This is a genomic window from Actinomycetospora aurantiaca, assembly GCF_037401875.1.
GTDB classification, from domain to species: domain Bacteria; phylum Actinomycetota; class Actinomycetes; order Mycobacteriales; family Pseudonocardiaceae; genus Actinomycetospora; species Actinomycetospora aurantiaca.
This window is the reverse complement of record NZ_JBBEGN010000029.1, coordinates 15,735-37,518: the sequence shown is the minus strand read 5'-3', so window position 1 is coordinate 37,518 and position 21,784 is coordinate 15,735. Positions and strand designations below refer to the sequence as shown.

The window sequence follows — 21,784 nt, the reverse complement described above, 5'->3', positions numbered from 1 at the left end:
TCAGACGTCGTGGCCGGCGATGACGAGCTCGGCCACGAGGCCGTCCCGCAGCGTGAACCGGTAGTCGAGTTCGACGACCCCGCCCGGGAAGTCGCCCGTGAGCCGCACGGTGACCACCGCATGGGCGGCGTCGACGCGGCGGGCGCCGATCTGCTCGGTCGTGGTCCGGAACCGGGCTCCGGCCTCCCGCAGGAACGCGTGGACCTGCTCGCGGCCCCGGATGGTGTCGCCGACGTCGACGAGCACCACGTCCTCGGTGAAGAACGTCGAGGCGGTGTCGTGTTCGCCGGCGGCGTGGGCGGCCATGAAGTCCCGCACCGTGGTCGGGAGGGCCTCGGAGGGGAGGTCGGTGTGTTGTGTCATGAGGCCACCGTGCGAGCTCGCGGCGCGGGAGGGTCAAGGGCTGGACCCTCTCCCCGGGGGAGGGTCCAGGCTGCAGGGGTGCTGACCATCGGGGAGTTCTCGCAGCTGACCCACCTGAGCGTGCGGACCCTGCGCCGCTACCACGAGGCGACCCTGCTCGAACCCGCCGTCGTGGACGAGGCCACCGGCTACCGCTACTACGCGGTGGACCAGATCCCGACCGCGCAGGTCATCCAGCGGCTCCGGGAGCTCGACGTCCCCCTGGGCGACGTCCGGCGGATTCTGCGGACCCCCGACCCGGAGGTCCGGGCGACGCTGGTCGCCGACCACCTGGAGCGCCTCGAGGACGAGCTCACCCGGACGCGGGCCGCGGTCGTCTCGCTCCGTCGCCTGCTCCGGCCCGACCCCGCGCCGGTCGACGTCGAGCTGCGCGCCGAGCCCGCCCGGACGGTCGCGGCGGTGGAGGGCGTCCTCGGGGCCCATGAGGTGGAGAGCTGGTTCGCGGGCGCGGTCGCCGAGCTGGACGCCGCCGTCGGCCCGGCGGCGGCCGGGCCCCTCGGCGGCACCTACGAGAACGCCCTCTTCCAGGAGGAGCGCGGTCACGCCCTCCTGTACCTGCCGACCGCGGCGCCGCCGCGCACCGGACGCGTCCACCCCGCGGACCTGCCGCCCGTGGAGCTGGCCGTCACCACGCACGTCGGCGAGCACGACGGCATCGAGGTCACCTACGGCCGGCTCGGGAGCTGGGTGGTGGAGAACGCGATGGCGGTGGCCGGGCCGGTGCGGGAGCGCTACCTGGTCGGGCCGCGTGACGATCCCGATCCGGCCGCGTGGCGCACCGAGATCGGCTGGCCGGTCTTCCGGGTCGGGTGATCGTCGTGGGCGCCATGGACGAGACGATCGACGCCGGCCCGTGACTCAGCCGCCCGGGGTGAACCAGCGGCGGGGATTCTCGACCATCATCGTCGTGATCTGCTCCTCGGTGACACCCGCCGCGCGCAGGGCGGGCAGGACGTCGCGGCTGATGTGCTCGTAGTGCCAGTTCGGGGCCTGTTCCCGCAGGGTCCGCTGCGCCTCGTCCCCGGCGTAGAAGTCGATGTAGCAGGACGCGTCGTGGGAGAGCGAGATCCGGTCGGCGTACCCCTCGGCGCACAGCGCGGCGACCGTGGCGACCCGGCGGTCGGTGGTGTTGTAGCGGTCGAGCCCGAAGCGGTCGCAGCCCAGCAGCGCGCCTCGGTCGGCGAGCGAGCGCAGGTAGTCCAGGTCGTTGGAGTCGCCCGCGTGCCCGACGACGACCTTGGTCAGGTCGACGCCCTCGGCCTCGTGGAAGTCCAGGGCAAGCGTGCCGGTCCGGTGCTCGGCGTTGGTGTGGACGATGATCGGGACGCCGGTCTCGCGGTGCACGGCGGCGATCGCGCGGTGGATGCGCTGCTGGTCCGGCGTCAGGCCGGTCTCCTCGACGACGCCCTTGAGCAGCCCGGCACGGATGCCGGTGTCGCCGATGCCCTCGCGGACGTCGCGCAGGAACATCGCGGGCAGGGGGTCGTCGCCGCCGAGCAGCGTCCCGGGGCCGCGGTTCTGGAGCTGTCGGGGCAGCTCGGCGAAGGTGTAGAGCCCGGTGGCGACGACGATGTTCAGATCCACCTCGGCGTTCACCCGGGCCACGCGCGGGACGTACCGGCCGAGCCCGACGACGGTGGGGTCGACGATCGTGCGCACCCCGAGGTCCCGCAGCCGCCGCAGCTTCGCCACGGCGTCGGCGACCCGGACCTCCTCGTCCCAGTAGTCGGCGCCGTAGTTCGCGAGCAGCTCCGGGGTCAGGACGAAGACGTGCTCGTGCATGAGGGTCGTCCCGAGGTCGGCCACGTCGACGGGGCCGCGCACCGTGTCCACCATCGCGCCATCGTCGCGCGGGCCGTGCGGGTGCGCTCAGCGGTGCCGGGCGGCGAGCGCGGCCAGCCGGCGCAGGCGGCCGGCGAGGGCGTCCTTCGACAGCGGCGGGTCGGCGCGCGCCGCGAGCTCGGGGAGCCCGACGTCGGGGTGGGCCAGGCGCAGGGCGCCCGCGGCCGCGAGGGGCTGCGGGATCGCCACCCCGGCCCGGTCGAGGGTCGCGAACGCCTCCTCGGTGGCGGCCGTCGCCCGGGACGCGGCGACGGTGGCGCGGTCGTCGTTGGCGGACCCGGGTGCGGTGTCGTCCAGCCCGGCCGCCGCGGCGGTCGCCCGGCCGCCGCACGTCGTCAGCAGGAGGGCGGTCTCCGCGGCCTCGACGAGCACCCGGCTCCCGTCCCGGCGGGCACGGACCCCGAGGCGCAGCCCCAGCTCGGCGAGGGTCAGGGCGGCGGCCGGGGTGGGGCAGTCCAGGGCGACGCCGTCCGCGGTGAGCCCGCCGCGTGCGAGCAGGACGCCCCGCCACGTCGCCACCGCCCCCGGCAGCGACCCGCCCGTCAGCCAGGCCGGCGGCGCCGCGAGGGCACGCCCCCGGGCGTCGGTGAGCCCGAGGCGCACGGTCAGCCCGTCCGGGGTCGAGCCGCGCGGCGTCGCCACCTCCACGCGCCAGCGGTGCTCGGTCGGGTCCCCGCGCACGGTCCCGTCGACGGCCCCGAGGCGGGTGAGCAGGCTGACCAGGCGGGAGGCCGCCGCCGCGGTGTCGAGCTCGGCGGCGAGCACCCCGGCGCGGTCGTCCGCGCGGGCCCAGCGCACCATCGCCGCCGCCTCGGCGCCGGCCTCCCGGTCGCGGGCGGGCGGTGGGACGGCCGCCAGGACGGTCGTCACCGCGCGCGTGCGGTCCCGGTCCGGGGCGCCGCCGTCCGCCCGCCGTCCGGCCGAGTGCCGCACGCCCACCTCCCGCCTCGTGGTCGTCGAGGAGATCGCCCCGAGCCTCACACACGACCAACGCCCGACGGCCGACGGGGCTGCTCCCCACGCGACGGGGCCCGATCCCACCGGAAGGTGTGACGCCGGGCGGCCGGGACCGCTCGACGGGGTGACGGCCCGGGGCCCACGGCGACCACGCTGGGCCGAGCGGAGGGTGCGGTGCGGGGCGGTGTCCCACCGGATCGGGTCGACCCGTCACGTCGCGACGCCGGGTCACTCGATCGACGGATCCCCCGTGCGCGCCGACGGCCCGGTCGGCTCCACCGGATCTCCGCCCGGCGTGGCTATACCTGGCGCACCGAGGTGGGGAGAGGGGCCGCAGCGATGACCGTGACGCCGATCTTCGACGAGGTCAGCACGCGGTTCGGGGAGGTCCTCCCCGCCGCGTACGCCGACGAGGTGACCGACGGTGGCGGGATCGTCGTCCGAGGCGCCGGCCGCCCCAGCCCGGCGCCGCGGCCACCGCTCGCCGGTGCCACGGCGTTCGGGCAGGGGTGCCTGGCGGCGGTGCCGGGCCCGGGCGGTGTCGAGCCCGCCGGCGGCGCCGACGAGTTCGCCGGCCTGCTCGCGGGTGCCCGGCGCGAGGCCCTGGCCCTCGGACACCACCGGGTGGACACGCTGCACGTGCTGCTCGCCGTCGTGCGCTCGGACGCCGAGATCGGGCGGGTCTTCGGGATGCGCGGGGTGGGGACGGCGGTCCTCGCCGTCGCGGCCGGGCCGCCCGACGAGGACCCGACGACCCCGGCCGACGGTCCGGAGCTGAGCGCGGTGGCGCGCACCGTGCTCCAGCGGCTGGTCCACCGGGCGCGCGCCGGGCATCGGTCGGTCTCGGCGGCGGACGTGGCCGTCGCGGTCGCGCGCACGCCGCGGGTGGCGGAACTCCTCGTCGAGCGCGGGGTCGACCTCGACGACCTCGTCGACGTGCTCGTCCCGGGCGACGACCACGCGACACCCACCCGGCTCCTGCCGCGCGCGGTCGCCCCGGTCACCGTGATGCTCCCGGCGCCCGGCCGGGCCCCCGACCATCCCGACTCCTCCGACCGGACCGACGCCTGGACCTCGCCGCTCCTGGTCGCGACGTGAGCGGGCGTGCCTACCGGAACGCGAGCAGGCGCACGCCCAGCGTCGACTCGACGCGGCGCACCTCGGCGAGCTGCTCCTCGGTGAGCGGCGCGTAGGGGCTCTCGGCCTCGTAGGCGACGACGGGCGTGCCCAGCGTCTCCTCGAGGCGGCGGACGTCGGCGAGCGCGGTCTCGTCGAGGGCGGCGGGGCGCAGGGCGGGGCTGGTCATCGGGTCCTCCTCGGGTGCTCCACCGGTGCGATACCCCGGTCGGCCGGACGTGACGCCGGTCGCACGAACGGGTCGCCCTACGGGCGACGGGCGGCGCCGCGCGGTAGTGCGCGCACGAGTGGCAGCACCCGGGCCGGGACCCGCTCGGTCAGCGAGATCTCCGACTGGGTGCGCTCCACCCCCGGCGACGCGAGCACGCCCTGGATCACCTGCTCGAGGTGGGCGTTCGAGCGGGCGACCACCCGGCACCAGAGGTCGCCGTCGCCGGTGATGGAGTGCGCCTCGACGACCTCCGGGATCGACGCCAGGTGCTCCGCGACCGCGTCCAGCCGGCCCTGCGCGATGTGCAGCGTGACGAAGGCGAGCACCCCGTAGCCGAGGGCCGAGGGCGCCACGCGGGGCGCGAACCCCGTGATCACGCCCGCCTCCTGCAGCCGCTCGAAGCGCGCCTGCACGGTGCCGCGCGCGACGCCGAGCGTCCGGGCGTGCTCGCGGAGCCCCACCCGGGGCCGTTCGAGCAGCGCGAGCAGCAGCGCCCGGTCGAGGTCGTCGAGTGTCACGCGCGTCCCTCCGCTGGTCCAACGGCCCGGGTGCGGCCGGACTTCGAGGCGCCTGACTGTACCAACGGACCAGTGATCAACAGTTTGCTTGGACCACTGGCGAGTAGGTGGCTAGCTTCATCGACCACACGAGCATCCCGAGGAGGTCGCCACCCATGACCCTCGACCTTCCCGCCCGCCCCGCGTCCCGACCGGAGCCGGTGGCCCCTTCCCCGCGCGGACTGACCCTGCGCGACCGCTACACCGAGACCGATGGCACCGTGGCGCTGACCGGCGTCCAGGCCCTGGTCCGGCTCCCGATGGACCAGCGCCGGGCCGACGCCGCCGCCGGGCTGCGGACCGGCGGGTACGTCTCCGGCTACGAGGGCTCACCGCTCGCGGGCTACGACCTGGAGCTCGCGCGCCACCGCGACCTGCTCGACGCGCACGGCGTCGTCCTCGCCCCCGGGCTGAACGAGGAGATCGCCCTGACCGCGGTGCAGGGCACGCAGCTGGCGCCGTCCACCGGGGCGCTGCGCGACGACGTCGCCGACGGCGTCACCGGCTACTGGTACGGCAAGGCCCCCGGCCTCGACCGCGCCACCGACGCCCTGCGCCACGCGAACCTCTCCGGGACCTCCCGCTACGGAGGTGCCCTCGCGATCGTCGGCGACGACCCGGCCGCCAAGTCCTCCAGCGTCCCGTGCGCCTCCGAGGCCGCCCTCGCGGACATGGCGGTCCCGGTGCTCTACCCGGCCGACGTCCAGGACGTCCTCGACCTCGGCCGGCACGCCGTCGAGCTCTCCCGCCTCTCCGGCCTGTGGGTCGGGCTCAAGATGGTCACCGCGGTCGCCGACGGCTCCGGCACCGCGCTCGTGGCGCCCGACCGCGTCCTGCCGGTCACCCCCGACCTGACGTTCGGGGCCGGCACCCCCTTCCGCCACGAGCCGCACGCCAAGCTGCTCGGGCCCCGCCTCGCGCCGCTGGAGCGCGACCTGCACGGCAAGCGCCTCGTGATCGCCCGCCGCTACGCGGCCGCGAACGGCCTGAACACGATCGTCGGGTCCGGCCCGGCGCGGATCGGGATCGTCGCCGCCGGCAAGAGCTGGCTCGACCTCCGGCAGGCGCTCACCGCGCTCGGTCTGGACGACACCGAGCTGGCCCGTCGTGGCGTCCGGCTGCTGCGCGTCGGCATGCCGTGGCCGCTCGAGGGCGGGGTCGTCGACCGGTTCGCCGAGGGTCTCGACGAGATCGTCGTCGTCGAGGAGAAGCGCGCCTTCCTGGAGACGCAGATCAAGGACCGGCTCTACGGGCGCACCGGTGCTCCCGCGGTGCACGGCAAGCGGGGCCCCGGAGGACGCGACCTGTTCGCCGAGCACGGCGACCTCGACCCGGACGCCGTCGCGAAGGGCCTGGCGACGCGACTCGCCGACGTCCCGTCCGTCACGGCCTGGACCGAGGCCCGCCGCCAGGTCCGCACCCGCATCGACCTGCCGCTCGCGGGCGCCACCCGCAACCCGTACTACTGCTCCGGCTGCCCGCACAACACGTCGACCACCTCCGCCCCGGAGGGTTCGCTGGTCGGCGCGGGCATCGGCTGCCACACGATGGTCATGCTCATGCCGGAGGCGCAGGTCGGCGAGGTCACCGGCATCACGCAGATGGGCGGCGAGGGCGCGCACTGGCTCGGGACCGAGCCGTTCGCCGACCCCGCGAAGGCCGCCCACTGGGTGCAGAACATGGGCGACGGCACCTTCCACCACTCCGGCAGCCTGATGATCCGCGCGGCCGTCGCCGCGAAGGCACACGTGACCTTCCGGCTGCTGCGCAACGGTGCGGCCGCGATGACCGGCGGGCAGGACGCCGTCGGCGAGCTGTCGATGCCGCAGCTGGTGCGCGTGCTGCTCGACGAGGGCGTCGCGCGGGTGATCGTCACGACGGAGGACGTCGCCCGCTACCGGCGGGTGAAGCTCGCGAAGGGCGTCGTCGTCTGGGACCGCTCCCGCATCGACGAGGCCCAGGAGCTGCTCGCGGCCACGCCCGGCGTCACCGTGCTGATCCACGACCAGGAGTGCGCGGCGCAGAAGCGGCGCAAGCGCAAGCGCGGCAAGCTCGCCGACCCGAGCACCCGCGTCGTCATCAACGAGCGGGTCTGCGAGGGCTGCGGCGACTGCGGGCAGGCCTCCAACTGCCTGTCGGTGACGCCGGTCGACACCGAGTTCGGCCGCAAGACCCGCATCCACCAGGCGTCGTGCAACAAGGACTACTCCTGCCTGGACGGCGACTGCCCCGCGTTCACGGTCGTCGAGCCGGGCGGGGCGCGGCCGGTCGCGCAGGTCGAGCTGCTGGCCGCGGACGTGCTGGGAGAGCCACGACGGACCGTTCCCGACGACGCCGTGGTCCGGCTCGCGGGCATCGGCGGCACGGGCGTCACCACGATCGCCCAGGTCCTCGCGGCGGCGGCCCGGATCGCGGGCCGTCCGACGCGGGGTCTCGACCAGACCGGGCTCGCGCAGAAGGGCGGTGCGGTCGTCTCCGACGTCAAGATCGGCGACGGCGAGCTGGCCGGGCGCGCGGCCGAGGGGGAGTGCGACCTCTACCTCGGCGCGGACCTCCTGGTCGCTGCCGACCCGGCGTACCTGAAGGCGGCGTCGTCGTCGCGCACGGTCGGCGTGGTCTCCAGCGCGAAGGTCCCGACCGGCGACCAGGTCGTCGACCCGACCGTGACCTACCCGGCCGTCGACGCGGTGCTCGGGCGGATCCGGTCGTCGGTGCGCGACGACGTCGGGGCGGTGCTGGACGCGCGGGCGCTGGCCGAGGCGCTCTTCGGCGACGATCAGTTCTCGTTGACGATCCTGCTCGGCGCGGCCTATCAGCTCGGCGCGCTCCCGCTCCCGGCCTCCGCGGTGGAGGCGGCGTTCGAGCTCAACGGGGCCGCCGTCGAGAAGAACGTCCAGGCGTTCCGGCGCGGCCGGCAGTCGGTCGCGGACCCCGCCGCCTTCGGAGCGGTGGTCGACTCGGTGACCCGTCCGGCGGCGATCGGCGTCCCGGGGCTGACGACGGCGGGTGCGGCGGCGGCCGCGGAGATCGTCGCGTCGGTCGGGGCGCCGGCGGGTTCGGAGCTCGAGCGGATCGTCGGGATCCGGGTGCCGGAGCTGGTGGCCTACCAGGACGCGGCCTACGCACGGTCCTACGCCGACGTGGTGCGCGGCCTCGTCGACGGCCCGGCCGAGCTGGCCGAGGCCGTCGCCGTCGGGTTGCACAAGCTGATGGCCTACAAGGACGAGTACGAGGTCGCCCGGCTCTCGCTCGACCCGGCGTTCGGGGCGTCGGTCCGCGCGGAGTTCGGGGCCGACGCCCGGATCTCGTGGAAGCTGCACCCGCCGTCGTTGCGGGCCATGGGCCTGCGGCGCAAGCTCACGCTCGGCCCGTGGTTCCGACCCGGGTACGTCTCCCTGCGGGCGATGCGCCGGCTGCGGGGGACCGCGCTGGACCCGTTCGGCCGGGCCGAGGTCCGGCGGGTGGAGCGGGAGCTCGTGGCCGAGTACCGGGCACTGGTCCCGCAGCTCGTCGCGATGGCGGCGGGCGGCGAGGTCGACCGGGCGGCCACGATCGCCGCGCTGCCGGACATGGTGCGCGGCTACGAGGACGTCAAGCTGGCCAACGTCGCCCGCTACCGGGAGGCGCTGGCGCTCGAGGGCGTCTGAGCAGCGCTCTCCCGGCCGGTCACGAAGTCCAGCCACCACCGGCGCAGCGACCGGCCGAGGGGCTCGACGTCGTCGTCCCAGGAGGCCCCGGCCAGCATCGGGGCCTCCTGCCACGCCTCCCGGCCGCCGAACAGGAACGGCAGCTCGATCGCGTGGCAGGCCCCGAGGTCGGAGTCCGGCGCGGACCACGTGAACCGGTAGGTGCTCACCGTGGTCCCCGCCGCGGCGGCGCGGGTGGCGAGGCGCTGCGCGGGCCAGGTGAACACGCGGTGGGTGGCGAGCCGCGACCCGACCCCGACCGCCGTCGGGAACCGTCGTCGCAGCCTCCGCAGCGGCGGCGCGATGTGGACGAAGGTGTTGGCCTCGTCGAGGGTGGTCCCGATGATCATCGGGTGACCCGAGTGCGCGGCCGCGACCCACGGGTCTGCGGCGGACACCCCGACCAACGGCGCGATCCCGGCCACGGGGGTGAACGCCGGCGACGAGTTGATCCCGCCGGGCCCGGCGTGGCGGACCATCGCCCGGCGCTGGGCCTCCAGCAGGGCGTCGACGCCGACCGTGCGCGGGTCGGCGCCGTCGAGGGCGTCGTCGACGTAGCCCGCGACACGGGCCGCCGAGCGCTCGGTGCCCAGCCCCAGCCCGAGCTGGCCGCTCTGCAGGACCACCCGGTGGAACAGCGGCCGCAGGTCCGGGGCGCCCATCAGGCAGGCGATGGCGTGAGCGCCGGCGGACTCCCCGACCAGCGTCACCGCGTCCGGGTCACCGCCGAACGCCGCGATGTGCCGGTGGATCCAGTGCAGGGCCGCGGCGAGGTCGGCCAGCCCGAGGTTGCCCGGCGACACCCCGGGCGAGCGGAGCCACCCGAGGACGCCGAGCCGGTAGCCGACGCCGACCGCCACCACGCGGCCCTCGCGGACCAGGCGCGCCGTGTCGTACCAGGACAGGTCCACCCCGCCGATGACGTACGCGCCGCCGTGGATCCACATGAGCACCGGCAGCCGCTCGTCCGGGCGGACGTCGGCGGGGGCGCGGACGGACAGGCGCAGGCAGTCCTCGTCCTGGCCGAGTTCGTCGGCGTTCGACGGCCCGGCGATCGCGTCCATGCGCGAGGCGAGCTGCGGGCACTGCGGGCCGGGGTTCCGGGCGTCGCGCACGTCGTCCCAGGCGGGCTCGGGCACGGGGGCGCCGAAGCGCTCCGCCTGCGCGTAGCGCAGGCCGAGGAACTCGACGACGCCGCCGTCGGCGTGGACCCGGCCGCGGACCGGCCCGGACGGGGTGACGACGACGGGTGCCCCGGCCTCGGTCGCGACGCTCACCGGTCGGCACTCCCGGACCGGCGCGTGTCGTCGGCGTCGTCGGTGTCGTCCCGCCCGTCGGTCTCGTCGGTCTCGCCGGTCTTCGCGGTCTCGCGGTCGGGCCGGTCGTCGGCGGCCCCGAACTGCTCCGTCGAGTCGTCCCCGTCCGCGTCTCCGGTACCGGTCGAGGTCCCGGCCTCGTACTCGCGCGCCTCGCGGGCGAACTCCTCCTGGCGGCGTCGCTGGTAGGCGGTCTCGTCGTCGTCGTAGCCGGTGCCGTCGTCCTGGTCGGACGGGGACGGCTCCCAGTACTCCGCGTCGATGATGTCGGTGTCGTCCTCGCCGCCGGTCGACATGACCCGCGTGGCGTGGCGGTCGTCCCCGGGGTCGACCGGGTCGACGGGGTCGTCGGCCGGTGCGGCGGGCTCCGGGTCGACGCCGGCCGGGTCGGTGCCGAGCAGGCCCTCGTCCTGCTCGAACCGTTCCCGGGCGCGCTGGCCGAAGAACAGGGCGGCCCCGCCGACCAGGCAGAGCACCCCGAAGACCGCGATGGACAGCGAGGGCATGAGCATCGCGGTGATCAGGGCGACGACGCCGACGAAGAGCCAGATCACCCCGACGACGGTGAGCTTGGGGACGGGCCCGTCGCGCCGCGGACCGCCCAGCAGGCCCCGGCGGTCGGCGGCGGTCACGTGGTGAAGCCCGCCTCGGTCGCCCGCTCGACGGAGGCCTGGACCTCCTTCTCGGCCGCGGCACGCCCGACCCACTCGTGGCCCTCGACGGACTTGTCCGGCTCCAGCGCCTTGTAGACCTCGAAGAAGTGCTGGATCTCCATGCGGTGGTACTGGTCGAGGTGGTGGATGTCGCGCAGGTGCTCCAGGCGCGGGTCGTCCACCGGCACGCAGAGCACCTTGTCGTCGCCACCCGCCTCGTCGGTCATGCGGAACATGCCGATGGCGCGGCTGCGCACCAGACACCCCGGGAAGGTGGGCTCCTGCACGAGCACGAGGGCGTCCAGCGGGTCGCCGTCCTGGCCGAGGGTGTCCTCGATGAACCCGTAGTCGGCCGGGTACTGGGTGGCGGTGAACAGGGTCCGGTCGAGCCGGAGCTTGCCGCTCTCGTGGTCCAGCTCGTACTTGTTCCGGCTGCCCCGGGGTACCTCGACGAAGACGTCGAAATCCACGACCCGCCCCTCTCACCTCGCCCGACCGTGGGGGGCCAGTGTGGCGGGTGGGACCCCGCCGGGCCACAGGAGGGCCCGGCCGGGGTCACCGCTCCCGCGAGGCCGGGATCAGGCCTGCTTGATCGCCGAGATGTCGAACTCGAGGCCGACCTTGTCGCTCACCAGCACGCCGCCGGTCTCCAGGGCGGCGTTGAAGGTGATGCCGTAGTCCTTGCGGTTGATCGTCGTCGAGCCCTCGAAGCCGGCGCGCTCGTTGCCGAACGGGTCCTTGGCGACGCCGTTCTGCTCGAAGTCGACGGTGATCGAGTTGGTGACGTCGCGGATCGTCAGGTCGCCGGTGATGCGCCAGACGTCGTCGCCGACCTTCTCGACCGCGGTGGAGCGGAACGTGATCTCGGGGTAGACCTCGACGTTCAGGAAGTCGCCGCTGCGGACGTGGCCGTCGCGCTGCTCCTGGCTGGAGTCGAAGCTGGCGGCGGCGATGACGATCTCCGTGGACGACGCGGCGGGGTTCGCCTCGTCGATGACGGCGGTGCCGCGGAACTCCCCGAACGACCCGCGCACCTTCGTGACCATGGCGTGGCGCGCGGTGAAGCCGATGCGGCTGTGGGCGGGGTCGATCTGGTAGCTGCCGGCGAGGGCGAGCTGCGGGGCGGCGGTCTCGGTCATGGCGTCCTCCCGGACACTTGAAGCATCAACTGATAGGCCTGAGCGTAGCACTATCGCTTCAATCTTCAAGTGTCAGGGGTGTGGTGGGCGCCTCCGCCCCCACGGGATGGTCAGGCCGCGACCGGATCCGCCGGGTCCGCCTCGCCGACGACGACCGTGCCCGGCCAGGCCGCCCGCAGCCGCGTCGCGAACGGCTCCGCGCCGGCGCCGAGCACCCGGACGACGAGCCGGTCCCCGGCGAGCCCGGTCGCGCTCGTGGCGAAGCGCGCCACCGCGTCGACCGACCACGCCCGGGCCCGCAGCGGCACGACCACCCGCACGCGGGTGGTGGCGAGCAGGACCGCGAGGGCCTGCGCGGTGGCGGGCCAGTGGCGGGGTGCGGGGGCGCCCGCACCCGCGGTGGGGACGACGACGGACGTGGCGCCGTCCCGTTCTGCCGCGCGGGCCTCGTCGAGCATGGCGTCCAGGTCGCGGCTGCCGCCGGCGGCGTCGACCAGGCCGTGGCGGACGGGGTCGAGGACGACGGTCCCGGTGGGGGACGCGGCGGGGACGGTGGTGGGGTCGGCGCTGAGCACGGTCATGGCGAGGAGGTCCTTCGGACGAGTGGGATGCCGGCAGGGGCGTGCGGACGTCCGGCGGGGGACGTCAGGCGCTCGGGCGACAGAACTCGTCGAAGGCGTCGAGGCGACGGCTCGGCCAGAACCGCTCCAGATCCTCGGTGCCCACACGGGAGTCCTACACCGGCGGACGGGGCCGGTGCCACCCTTCGTGGGGTGATCCACCGCGCCCGCCTGGACGACATGCACCCCCGCGACCTCTACGCCGTGCTCGCCCTGCGCGTCGACGTGTTCGTCGTCGAGCAACGCTGCGCCTACCCCGAGCTCGACGGCCGGGACCTCGAGGCGGAGCACTGGTGGTCACGGGCGGACGGCGGCGAGCTGACCGCGTGCCTGCGTGTGCTGGCCGAGCCGGACGGGACCACGCGGATCGGGCGGGTCGTGTCCGCCCCCGCGTTCCGCGGGACCGGGGCCGGCGCGGCCCTGTTCGGCGCCGCGCTGGCCATCCTCCCGGGCGCGGTGGTGCTCGGCGCGCAGGTGCGCTCGCAGGGGTTCTACGAACGGTTCGGCTTCACGGTGTCCGGCCCGGGCTACGACGAGGACGGCATCCCGCACGTGCCGATGCTCCGGCCGGCCGCCGCGTGAGGTCACCGCAGGCCGGGTGCGTCCCAGGAGCCGGCGTCCGGGAGGTCGAGCTCGGTGTCGGCCAGCAGGCCCAGGTAGGCGACCAGGTCCGGCGCGAGCTCCCGGTAGCCGGACCCGCTCGCGACCACGACACGCCCGGTCTCCCGCTCGACCAGCAGGTGGTGGCCCACGGCGTCCTCGGCGAGCGGCCAGAGGCCGGGGTCGTCCCCCCGGGCCGCCCGCGTCCCACGGTCGAGCGAGCAGAAGGCGTGCGCCGGGAACACGAGCGGACCGGCGGCGTCCTCCTGACCGTCGTTCAGTGCGTAGAGCGCCCGCACCGGTTCCGGCAGGGCGCCGACCGCCTGCTCGGCGACCGCGAGCGTGCTGGGCGCGGCGCCGGGGCGCAGGACCGGCGCCGGGTCGCACCCACGGTTGCGCAGCGCGCCGAGCCAGCGGGCCCAGGCGGCGCGGAGCTCGTCGTCGGTGACGCCGCCGCGCGCCGTGCCCCGCGGCCGACTGGAGAGCGGCTGCCGTCCGTTCGTCACCGGCCCGTCTCCCGCCGTCCGGCCGGGCAGTCCTCGACCCACCGCAGCAGGGCGTCCATGCCCTCCGGCGAGGTGCCCTGGACGAACCGGACGCCCCGCGACGACCCGTCGTCGTCGTGCACCGTGACCTCGTAGGCGAAGCCGTCGCGCAGGGCCGGCGCCACCGGGCCCGAGCGCTCGCGGAACGAGCACGCGGCGACCAGCGAGCGGAGCTCGGCGGTGCGGGGGTCGTCGAGGTCCGCCGCGTCCAGGGTGGTGGTGGTGACCATGCCGGCGACCCCGCCGGAGCGCACCACGGTCACCCTCATCGGGGATCCGGGGCGGGGACGACCTTCACCGCGTCCCAGCCGCCGCGCACCGCGTCGTGCTCGCGGGACCCGTCGCCGTAGCGCTCCGCGGCGACCGCGATGGTCGCCGACGCGGCGTCCGCGAACTGCGCGTCCGCCCGCAGCCGCTCGGTGAGCACCGCGTACCAGACCGGGCCGACCGTCTCCCACGCGTTCCCGCCCAGGGCGCGCGCGGCCTCGGCGAAGGCCCGGTTGGGGATGCCGGAGTTGATGTGGACGCCGCCGTTGTCGTTGCGCGGGTCGTCGTCGACCGGCAGCTCGCGGTAGGAGTCCATGTCCGCGGGCTGGTCGTCCCCGGAGTACGCCGTGCCGGGCGCCAGCATGCTGCGAAGGGCCGTCCCCAGCGACGGCTCCAGCGCGCCGGCGCCGATCAGCCAGTCCGAGGCGGCAGCGTCGATCCCGCCCACGCGCTGCTTGACCAGGATCCCGAAGACGTCGGAGAACGACTCGTTGAGGGCCCCGCTCTGGGCCTCGTAGACCAGGTTCGCGGTGTACTGGGTCACGCCGTGGGTCAGCTCGTGGGCGATCACGTCCAGCGAGCGGGTCAGCGCACCCGCGACGAAGGTGCCGCCCCCGCCGTCGCCGTAGACCATCTGCTCGCCGGTCCAGAAGGCGTTGTCGTAGCGCTGCCCGAAGTGCACCGACGAGACCAGGTCCAGTCCGCGCCCGTCGATCGACTCCCGGGCGTGGACCTCGCGGTAGAAGGCCACGGTGGCGGCGGCGTGGTCGTAGGCCTCGTTGACCGCGGTGTCCGACGACGGCGGGTCGCCGTCCGTGCGTACCTGCGTCCCGGGCAGGGCGGACTCCTCGCCGCCCGCCACGTCGAACACCGTGTTCGCGGTGACCCCGGGCCGGTCCGGCGGCACCGCCCGGCCCTGCGCGCGCAGCGCCTGCGCCACGGCGAGCCGCCGCCCGCGCAGGCGCTCCGAGACCCGCAGCGTCTCCAGGGCCGCCTCCCGGGCGGACGGCGACCCGGCGTCCGCCAGGCGGAGCAGCAGGGAGGGCGGGGCGATCGCGCACAGGACCATGGAGCGCAATCTCCCACGGCCGCTCGCCGCCGCGGCACCGCCGACCAGGAGACCCGCACACCGGTACTGGCTACGCGGTACCCCCGGTAACATGAATCGACCGCGGCGCCGGACGTCCGTAGCGTGGTCTCACGTGGTGGGCGCGGTGGCGGAGTGGACGATCGACCGTCTGGCGGCCCACGCCGGGATGACGGTCCGCAACGTCCGCGCCCACGCCGCCCGCGGCCTGCTCCCGCCGCCGCGGATGCAGGGACGGACCGGGTTCTACGGCGCGGAGCACCTCGCCCGCCTCGAGCTGATCACGCACCTGCAGGCGGAGGGGTTCTCGCTCGCCGCGATCGAGCGGCTCGTCGAGGCCACCCCCAACCAGTCGGCCGAGCGCGCGCTCGCGCAGTACCTGGAGATGATGACGCCGTGGCGCGCCGAGCCGCCGGTGGAGCTCACCCGCGAGGAGTTCGCGTCCTGGGTGGGCGGCGAGCCCGCGTCCTTCGAGGCCCTGGTCGAGGCCGGGATGGTCGAGGAGATGGGCGGGGACCACATCCGCGTCCACAGCCCCGAGATGGTCCGCGCCGGGGTCGAGGCGGCCGCGCTCGGGCTGCCGGTCGAGGCGCTGCTGCGCACCCGCGAGACCGTCCTCGCCCACCTCGACGAGGTCGCCGACGGGTTCGTCGACCTCTTCCGCCGGACCGTCTGGCAGGAGTTCGTCGCCGCCGGCCTGCCCCTCGACGGGCTCGAGAACGTGCGCCACGCGGTCGCGAGCCTGCAGCCCATCGCCGCCCGGACCGTGATGTCGGCGTTCCGGGAGACCATGCCCCGCGCGGTCGGCGAACTGGTGCGCGAGGCCTCGCAGGTGCTCGAGGACGGCGACGTCGGCACCATCTGACATCCCGGGATGTCATATGACTCCGCGAGATGTTTTGATCTGCCTCACACAGGACATCCCCGCGCCACCACCTCCGGGTCACCCGGGGGGACGCACACGGCGACGGGGTCAGTGGCGATACGGAGGCGGTCGTGAACGAGGCGTCGGCGAAACTCCCCCGACCGGTCCAGCGGCTGCGCTCCGCGGCCTCCCGGTTCACCACTCCGTTGCTGCCCGACGACTACCTGACCCTGCTGAACCCGCTCTGGTCGGCCCGTGAGCTGCGCGGCAAGGTCGTCAAGGTCGTGCAGGAGACCGACGACGCCGCGACGCTGGTCATCAAGCCCGGCTGGGGCTGGTCGTTCGACCACCAGCCCGGGCAGTACGTCGGGATCGCGGTGCAGGTCGACGGGCGCTTCCACTGGCGGTCGTACTCGCTGACCTCCCCGCCCAAGCGCGACGCCGGGCACCTGTCGGTCACGGTCAAGGCCCAGCCCGAGGGCTTCCTGTCCCAGCACCTGGTCCGCGGCGTCGCCCCGGGCACGATCGTCCGGCTGGCCCCGCCGCAGGGCGACTTCGTGCTCCCCGACCCGCCGCCGAAGAAGATCCTCTTCCTGACTGCGGGCTCCGGCATCACCCCGATCATGGCCTTCCTGCGCACGCTCGACCGGCGCTCGACCATGCCCGACGTCGTCGTCGTGCACTCCGCGCCCGACCCGGAGCACTTCCTGTTCTCCGACGAGCTCCACGAGCTCGAGGACCGGCACGAGACGCTCACCGTGATCCGCCGCCATACGCAGGAGGACGGTCACCTGGACCTGGACTCGCTGCACGAGGTGTGCGCGGACTGGGCCGAGCGGGAGGCCTGGGTCTGCGGTCCGAACGAGATGCTCGACGACGCCGAGCGGGTGTGGGAGGAGGCCGACGCCTCCGACCAGCTGCACGTGGAGCGGTTCTCGGCGAACCTCGCGGGGGGCGAGGCCGAGGGCGGCACGGTGACGTTCTCGTCCTCCGACGCCGAGATCGAGATCGACGGCGCGACGACGCTGCTCGAGGCCGGGGAGCAGGCCGGCCTGCAGCTGCCGTTCGGCTGCCGCATGGGCATCTGCCACACCTGCGTCGTGCCGCTGCGCTCCGGCACCGTGCGCGACCTGCGCGACGGCACCGAGCACCGGGCCGACGGGACCGGCGGGCAGAGCTGGGACGCCGTCAAGATCCAGACCTGCGTGACCGCGGCGGCCGGCGACTGCGTCGTCGACGCCTGACCTGCACGAGTACCGAGTCACCGACCACCGCAATCGATCCGAGGGAGACAGCGTGGCGATCCGGGACGTCAAGGAGTTCGCACACCTCTCCGAGGCCGACGTCGAGGCGCTCGGCCGGGAGTTCGACCAGATCCGCTCCGACATCGAGGAGTCGCGCGGGGACGACGACGCCGCGTACATCCGCCGGCTGATCACGATCCAGCGGCGGCTCAACGTGGCCGCCCGCGTGATGATGTTCGGCAGCCACCGGCGGGAGCTGTGGTGGGCCGGTGCGCTGACCCTGGGCGTGGCCAAGATCCTCGAGAACATGGAGATCGGCCACAACGTCATGCACGGCGAGTGGGACTGGATGAACGATCCGGAGATCCACTCGTCGACGTGGGAGTGGGACAACGTCTGCCCCGCGGACCAGTGGAAGCACTCCCACAACTACCTGCACCACACGTACACGAACGTGATCGGCAAGGACAAGGACGTGGGGTACGAGATCCTCCGCGTCCGCTCCGACCAGCCGTGGCACCCGTACTACCTGACGCAGCCCGTGGTGAACACGCTGCTGATGACCTTCTTCGAGTACGGCGTCTCGCTGCACGACCTGGACATCGACGGCCTCGTCAAGCTCAGGCTCGAGGACCCGGAGGAGTTCAAGAAGAAGTTCCTCGACATCCTGCGCAAGCAGGCCCGTCAGGTCGGCAAGGACTACGTGCTGTTCCCGGCACTGACCGGCCCCAACGCGGTGCACACCGCGTCCGCGAACTTCACCGCGAACATCATCCGCAACGTCTGGTCCTACGCGATCATCTTCTGCGGGCACTTCCCGGACGGCGCCGAGGTGTTCACCGAGGAGGAGCTGGAGAACGAGACGCAGGGCGAGTGGTACCTGCGCCAGCTGCTCGGGTCGGCGAACTTCACCGGCAGCCGGCTGATGCACGTCATGTCCGGGTCGCTGGGCTACCAGATCGAGCACCACCTGTACCCGGACCTGCCGTCGAACCGGTACCCCGAGATCGCGGAGCGCGTCCGGGCGCTGTGCGACAAGTACGACCTGCCCTACACGACGGGCTCGTTCCCGCGGCAGTTCTGGCAGGCCACGCGGTCGATCTGGCGGCTCTCGCTGCCGGCGAAGAAGATCCGCGAGGCGAACGAGCGCCGCATCGAGGCCGGGCTGCCGCGCCAGGGCGGCAAGATCAAGCCGGAGGGCGCTCCGGACTCGGCGCTGCCGCCGGCGCCGCCGTCGACCCCGGGGATGCCCGGATAGGTGACGGGCCTCATCCGACCTTACCGGTACTCCGAGTACCGGTAAGGTGGGGACGGTGAACACCCCCGCGCAGGACGCGGACGCGTCGAGCCAGGACGTGCGCTGGTTCAGCAAGGCCACGGCCGGCGCGTTCGTCGTCGTGTCCAACGTGGTCGGTGCGGCCATCGTCCTGACGCTCGCCGGGTGGGTCCTGCCCACCCGCGCGCTGGTCACCGACGAGAGCGGGGCGATCTCCCGCAACGTCGGGCTGTTCGGCGCCTACCTGCTGGTCGCCGTGGTCGTCGGCGTGGCCTGGGGGCTCGCCTGGGTCCGGGTGCCCCCGCCCCCCGATCGGGACGCCGACGACGAGGCGTGGCGCCTGCACCGTCGTCGTGCCCGCGCCGTGGTGGTCGGCGCGCCGTTCCGGCTCGCCGTCGTGCAGGCCGTGCCCTGGTGCGTGGCGGTCGTCCTCTTCGCGGGCATGAACGCGGCCTACTCGCCGCGGCTGGCCCTCGTCGTCGCCTGCGTGGTGGCCCTCGGGGGCCTCGCGACGGTCGCCGTCGCCTACCGGCTCACCGAGATCGCGCTGCGCCGGGAGGTCTCCCGGGTGCTCTCCCAGGACCCGCCGAACGGGCTCACCCTCCCCGGGGTCGCCGTGCGGTCGGTCGGCGGCTGGGTGCTCGGCACCGGGGTCCCGGTGGTCGGGGTGGCGCTGATCGCCGCCACCAGCCTCATCGTGCCGGACTACTACACGGTCACCCGGCTCGGCACCGTGGTGCTGGTCCTGGCCGCGATCGCCCTGGCGGTGGGCTTCCTGCTCACCGCGCTCACCGCCAACTCGATCGCGGGACCGGTCGTCGCGGTCCGGCGGGCGCTGGGGCGCGTCGAGTCCGGCGAGCTGGACGTCACCGTGCCGGTCACGGACGCCACGGAGCTCGGTCTGCTCCAGGCGGGGTTCAACACGATGGTCACGGGCCTGCGCGACCGGGACCGCATCCGGGCGCTCTTCGGCCGGCACGTGGGCGAGGACGTCGCGCAGGCGGCGATGGAGGGCGACCTGGAGCTCGGCGGCGAGGTCCGGGAGGTCGCGGTGCTCTTCGTCGACCTCGTGGGGTCGACCCGCATGGCGCTCGACCGGCCGCCGCACGAGGTCGTGGACGTGCTGAACACGTTCTTCGCCCGGGTGGTCGACGCCGTCGAGGCCCACCACGGCTGGATCAACAAGTTCGAGGGCGACGCGGCCCTCGCGGTCTTCGGCACGCCGAGCGCCGTCGCCGACCCGGCCGGGTGCGCCCTCGCCGCTGCCCGCGACCTGGCGGCACGGCTCGACGCCCTGGGCACGGTGTCCGCGGGCATCGGGGTGTCGGCCGGTCCGGCGGTGGCCGGCAACATCGGAGACGCCCGGCGCTACGAGTACACCGTCATCGGCGACCCGGTGAACGAGGCCGCCCGGCTCACCGACCTGGCGAAGACCGTGCCGGGCTGCGTCGCGGCCTCCGGGGCGGCGGTGTCGCGCGCGGACGCGGGGGAGCGGGCGCGCTGGGAGGTGGTCGGACGGCAGTGCCTGCGGGGCCGCCACGAGGAGACCGAGTACTCCGCGCCCGCCGACCGGCTCGCGTCCCACGACCCCTGCGACCCCGTGGCCGCCACCGACGGGACCGACGAGGCCGGGGAGGCCGCCCGGGGGAGCGGCGGGATGGCGGCCCAGGCCTGAGGGCGCCACCGGGTCGATCCGGCCACATCACCCGCGCGGGTGAGCGGGCCGTGGCTACCGTCGGGGACGTGACGGGCGCCGGAGCGCACGAGGAGGCCCCGCACCAGGTCGCGTGGGCGACCAAGGTGCTGGTCGGGGCGCTCGTCGTCGTGTCCAACGTCCTCGGCGCCGCGATCCTCGTCGGGCTGGCCGCGTGGGTGCTGCCCTTCCGCGCGCTGGTCGACGACGAGACCAGCGCGCTGCGCGCGAACCTCGTCCTGCTGGGGCTCTACGCCCCGCTCGCCGGGCTCGCCGCCTTCGGGTTCGGCTGGGCGTGGTTGCGGGTCCCCGATCCACCGGGCCCGGCCGCGGGCGCCGAGGCCGTGGCGCGCCACCACCGGCGTGCCCGACGGGTCGTGCTCCGGGCGCCCGTCCGGCTCGCGGTGGTGCAGGCCGTGCCGTGGACGATCGGGGTCGGGCTGTTCGCGGTGGTCGACGCGGCGTACTCCACGACGCTCGCGCTCGCCGTGGCCTGCATGATCGCGCTGGGCGGCATCGCCACGGTCACGGTGGCCTACCGGTGCTCCGAGCTGGCGCTGCGCCGCGAGGTCGCGCAGGTCTTCGTCCGCGAACCGCCGACCGAGCGGGGCCTGCCCGGCGTGGCGGTCCGCTCGCTGGGCGCCTGGGTGATGGGCACCGGGGTGCCCCTGCTCGGCGTCATGATCGCCGCCGGGACCTCGCTCGTGTATGCCGACTACTTCACCGTGGACCGTCTCGGCCGGGTGACGCTGGTCCTGGCGTCGATGGCGTTCGCGGTCGGGTTCCTGGTGACGGCACTGTCGTCCACCTCGATCGTCGCGTCCGTGACCGCGGTGCGCCGGGCGCTGCGCCGGGTCGAGCAGGGCGACCTGGACACCGTCGTCGAGGTCTCCGACACCACCGAGCTGGGGCTGCTGCAGTCCGGCTTCAACACGATGGTGGCGGGGCTGCGCGAGCGCGACCGGATGCGGGAGCTGTTCGGACGGCAGGTCGGCCGGGACGTCGCCGACGCCGCGATGACGGGGACCTCGGAGCTCGGCGGGGAGGTCCGCGAGGTGGCGGTGCTGTTCGTCGACCTCGTGGGCTCCACCGCGCTCGCCGCGACGCGCCCCCCGACCGAGGTCGTGGAGCGGCTGAACGTGTTCTTCACCGAGGTGGTCGAGGCCGTGGAGCGCCACGGCGGCTGGGTGAACAAGTTCCAGGGCGACGCGGCGCTCGCGGTGTTCGGGGCGCCGCAGGACGTGGGCGACGCGGCGGCCGGCGCGCTGGCGACCGCACGCGAGCTCGCCGGGCGGCTCGAGCGGGTGGGCGCGCACGCCGGGATCGGGGTGTCCGCGGGCGAGGCGGTGGCCGGCAACGTCGGCGACGCCCGCCGCTACGAGTACACCGTCATCGGCGACCCGGTGAACGAGGCCGCGCGGCTCTGCGACCTCGCCAAGCGCGGCGCGGCCGGCACGGGCTCGAGCTGGCGCGGGGTGGTCGCGTCCGGCGCGGCGCTCGAGCGGGCCGGGGACGAGGAGGCCCGGCGCTGGGTGGTCGTGTCCGCGGAGCGGCTGCGGGGGCGGATCGCCGACACCGAGGTGGCAGTGCCGCGCGACCACCACGTCGGGCGCGCCGACCGGGTCGATCACGCCGCGGGCGAGGTCACGCACCGTTAGGGTCCCGC

General features: G+C 74.8%; 22 protein-coding genes. 9 read left to right on the top strand and 13 right to left on the bottom strand.

The features are described 5' to 3' along the window. Window positions 1-363: a nuclear transport factor 2 family protein gene (locus WCD74_RS29145; RefSeq protein WP_337698438.1), complete on the bottom strand. Its 363-nt coding sequence runs from the start codon at window positions 361-363 to the stop codon at window positions 1-3. 78 nt (window positions 364-441) lie between these two features. Between WCD74_RS29145 and WCD74_RS29140 the strand changes: the two genes are divergently transcribed. After that, window positions 442-1,236: a MerR family transcriptional regulator gene (locus WCD74_RS29140; RefSeq protein WP_337698437.1), complete on the top strand. Its 795-nt coding sequence runs from the start codon at window positions 442-444 to the stop codon at window positions 1,234-1,236. A 45-nt stretch (window positions 1,237-1,281) separates the two neighbouring features. Here WCD74_RS29140 and WCD74_RS29135 read toward each other — a convergent pair whose 3' ends face one another. Further along, window positions 1,282-2,259 (bottom strand): phosphotriesterase family protein, encoded by a 978-nt coding sequence (locus tag WCD74_RS29135; protein ID WP_337698436.1) that lies wholly within the window; start codon window positions 2,257-2,259, stop codon window positions 1,282-1,284. Between the two features lie 33 nt (window positions 2,260-2,292). Continuing rightward, on the bottom strand, window positions 2,293-3,198 hold the full coding sequence (locus tag WCD74_RS29130) for a helix-turn-helix domain-containing protein (protein ID WP_337698435.1): 906 nt from the start codon (window positions 3,196-3,198) through the stop codon (window positions 2,293-2,295). Window positions 3,199-3,561: 363 nt separating this feature from the next. On the opposite strand from WCD74_RS29130, the gene WCD74_RS29125 reads away from it, so the two are divergent. Further along, window positions 3,562-4,320 (top strand): Clp protease N-terminal domain-containing protein, encoded by a 759-nt coding sequence (locus WCD74_RS29125; RefSeq protein ID WP_337698434.1) that lies wholly within the window; start codon window positions 3,562-3,564, stop codon window positions 4,318-4,320. Window positions 4,321-4,330: 10 nt separating this feature from the next. Here WCD74_RS29125 and WCD74_RS29120 read toward each other — a convergent pair whose 3' ends face one another. Beyond that, window positions 4,331-4,528 carry a hypothetical protein gene (locus WCD74_RS29120; RefSeq protein WP_337698433.1) on the bottom strand — a complete coding sequence of 66 codons (198 nt, stop codon included), beginning with the start codon at window positions 4,526-4,528 and terminating at the stop codon, window positions 4,331-4,333. Window positions 4,529-4,605: 77 nt separating this feature from the next. Further along, the gene (locus WCD74_RS29115) at window positions 4,606-5,088 is read right to left on the bottom strand and encodes an Lrp/AsnC family transcriptional regulator (protein WP_337698432.1); all 483 of its coding nucleotides are present in this window, start codon (window positions 5,086-5,088) and stop codon (window positions 4,606-4,608) included. A 155-nt stretch (window positions 5,089-5,243) separates the two neighbouring features. On the opposite strand from WCD74_RS29115, the gene WCD74_RS29110 reads away from it, so the two are divergent. Further along, window positions 5,244-8,774 carry an indolepyruvate ferredoxin oxidoreductase family protein gene (locus tag WCD74_RS29110; RefSeq protein WP_337698430.1) on the top strand — a complete coding sequence of 1,177 codons (3,531 nt, stop codon included), beginning with the start codon at window positions 5,244-5,246 and terminating at the stop codon, window positions 8,772-8,774. On the opposite strand, the gene WCD74_RS29105 is transcribed toward WCD74_RS29110, so the two are convergent. The 5 genes from WCD74_RS29105 to WCD74_RS29085 form a co-directional block, all read right to left on the bottom strand. Then, window positions 8,741-10,090, bottom strand: coding sequence for a carboxylesterase family protein (locus tag WCD74_RS29105; protein WP_337698429.1), 1,350 nt, complete (start codon window positions 10,088-10,090; stop codon window positions 8,741-8,743). The two genes, WCD74_RS29110 and WCD74_RS29105, sit on opposite strands and share 34 nt — an antisense overlap. After that, window positions 10,087-10,761, bottom strand: coding sequence for a DUF308 domain-containing protein (locus WCD74_RS29100; RefSeq protein WP_337698428.1), 675 nt, complete (start codon window positions 10,759-10,761; stop codon window positions 10,087-10,089). Before WCD74_RS29100 ends, WCD74_RS29105 begins: the two co-directional genes overlap by 4 nt. Beyond that, entirely contained in the window at window positions 10,758-11,252 is a 495-nt protein-coding gene (locus WCD74_RS29095; protein ID WP_337698427.1) for an inorganic diphosphatase, read from the bottom strand. Before WCD74_RS29095 ends, WCD74_RS29100 begins: the two co-directional genes overlap by 4 nt. Before the next feature lie 108 nt (window positions 11,253-11,360). Beyond that, window positions 11,361-11,921: a YceI family protein gene (locus WCD74_RS29090; protein ID WP_337698426.1), complete on the bottom strand. Its 561-nt coding sequence runs from the start codon at window positions 11,919-11,921 to the stop codon at window positions 11,361-11,363. Window positions 11,922-12,031: 110 nt separating this feature from the next. Further along, window positions 12,032-12,502: a hypothetical protein gene (locus tag WCD74_RS29085; protein WP_337698425.1), complete on the bottom strand. Its 471-nt coding sequence runs from the start codon at window positions 12,500-12,502 to the stop codon at window positions 12,032-12,034. Between the two features lie 192 nt (window positions 12,503-12,694). Between WCD74_RS29085 and WCD74_RS29080 the strand changes: the two genes are divergently transcribed. Then, entirely contained in the window at window positions 12,695-13,123 is a 429-nt protein-coding gene (locus WCD74_RS29080) for a GNAT family N-acetyltransferase (RefSeq protein WP_337698424.1), read from the top strand. 2 nt (window positions 13,124-13,125) lie between these two features. Here the strand turns inward: WCD74_RS29080 and WCD74_RS29075 are convergent, their stop codons facing one another. From WCD74_RS29075 to WCD74_RS29065, 3 genes are read right to left on the bottom strand one after another with little or no spacing between them, the layout of a single operon-like run. Further along, window positions 13,126-13,647 (bottom strand): SMI1/KNR4 family protein, encoded by a 522-nt coding sequence (locus WCD74_RS29075; RefSeq protein ID WP_337698422.1) that lies wholly within the window; start codon window positions 13,645-13,647, stop codon window positions 13,126-13,128. Then, complete coding sequence (locus WCD74_RS29070; protein ID WP_337698421.1) at window positions 13,644-13,955, bottom strand: protealysin inhibitor emfourin; 312 nt, start codon at window positions 13,953-13,955, stop codon at window positions 13,644-13,646. The genes WCD74_RS29075 and WCD74_RS29070 overlap by 4 nt, the downstream gene beginning before the upstream one ends. After that, a complete protein-coding gene (locus tag WCD74_RS29065) occupies window positions 13,952-15,022 on the bottom strand; it encodes a M4 family metallopeptidase (RefSeq protein WP_337698420.1) in 1,071 nt (356 codons plus the stop codon). Before WCD74_RS29065 ends, WCD74_RS29070 begins: the two co-directional genes overlap by 4 nt. A gap of 133 nt (window positions 15,023-15,155) precedes the next feature. On the opposite strand from WCD74_RS29065, the gene WCD74_RS29060 reads away from it, so the two are divergent. From WCD74_RS29060 to WCD74_RS29040, 5 genes are all read left to right on the top strand, one after another. Further along, window positions 15,156-15,905, top strand: coding sequence for a MerR family transcriptional regulator (locus WCD74_RS29060; RefSeq protein WP_337698419.1), 750 nt, complete (start codon window positions 15,156-15,158; stop codon window positions 15,903-15,905). A 131-nt stretch (window positions 15,906-16,036) separates the two neighbouring features. Continuing rightward, on the top strand, window positions 16,037-17,149 hold the full coding sequence (locus WCD74_RS29055; protein ID WP_337698418.1) for a ferredoxin reductase: 1,113 nt from the start codon (window positions 16,037-16,039) through the stop codon (window positions 17,147-17,149). A gap of 52 nt (window positions 17,150-17,201) precedes the next feature. Continuing rightward, on the top strand, window positions 17,202-18,407 hold the full coding sequence (locus WCD74_RS29050; protein WP_337698417.1) for a fatty acid desaturase family protein: 1,206 nt from the start codon (window positions 17,202-17,204) through the stop codon (window positions 18,405-18,407). A 55-nt stretch (window positions 18,408-18,462) separates the two neighbouring features. Next, complete coding sequence (locus tag WCD74_RS29045) at window positions 18,463-20,100, top strand: adenylate/guanylate cyclase domain-containing protein (protein ID WP_337698416.1); 1,638 nt, start codon at window positions 18,463-18,465, stop codon at window positions 20,098-20,100. A 68-nt stretch (window positions 20,101-20,168) separates the two neighbouring features. Beyond that, complete coding sequence (locus tag WCD74_RS29040; protein WP_337698414.1) at window positions 20,169-21,776, top strand: adenylate/guanylate cyclase domain-containing protein; 1,608 nt, start codon at window positions 20,169-20,171, stop codon at window positions 21,774-21,776. The last annotated feature ends 8 nt before the right edge of the window (window positions 21,777-21,784 follow it).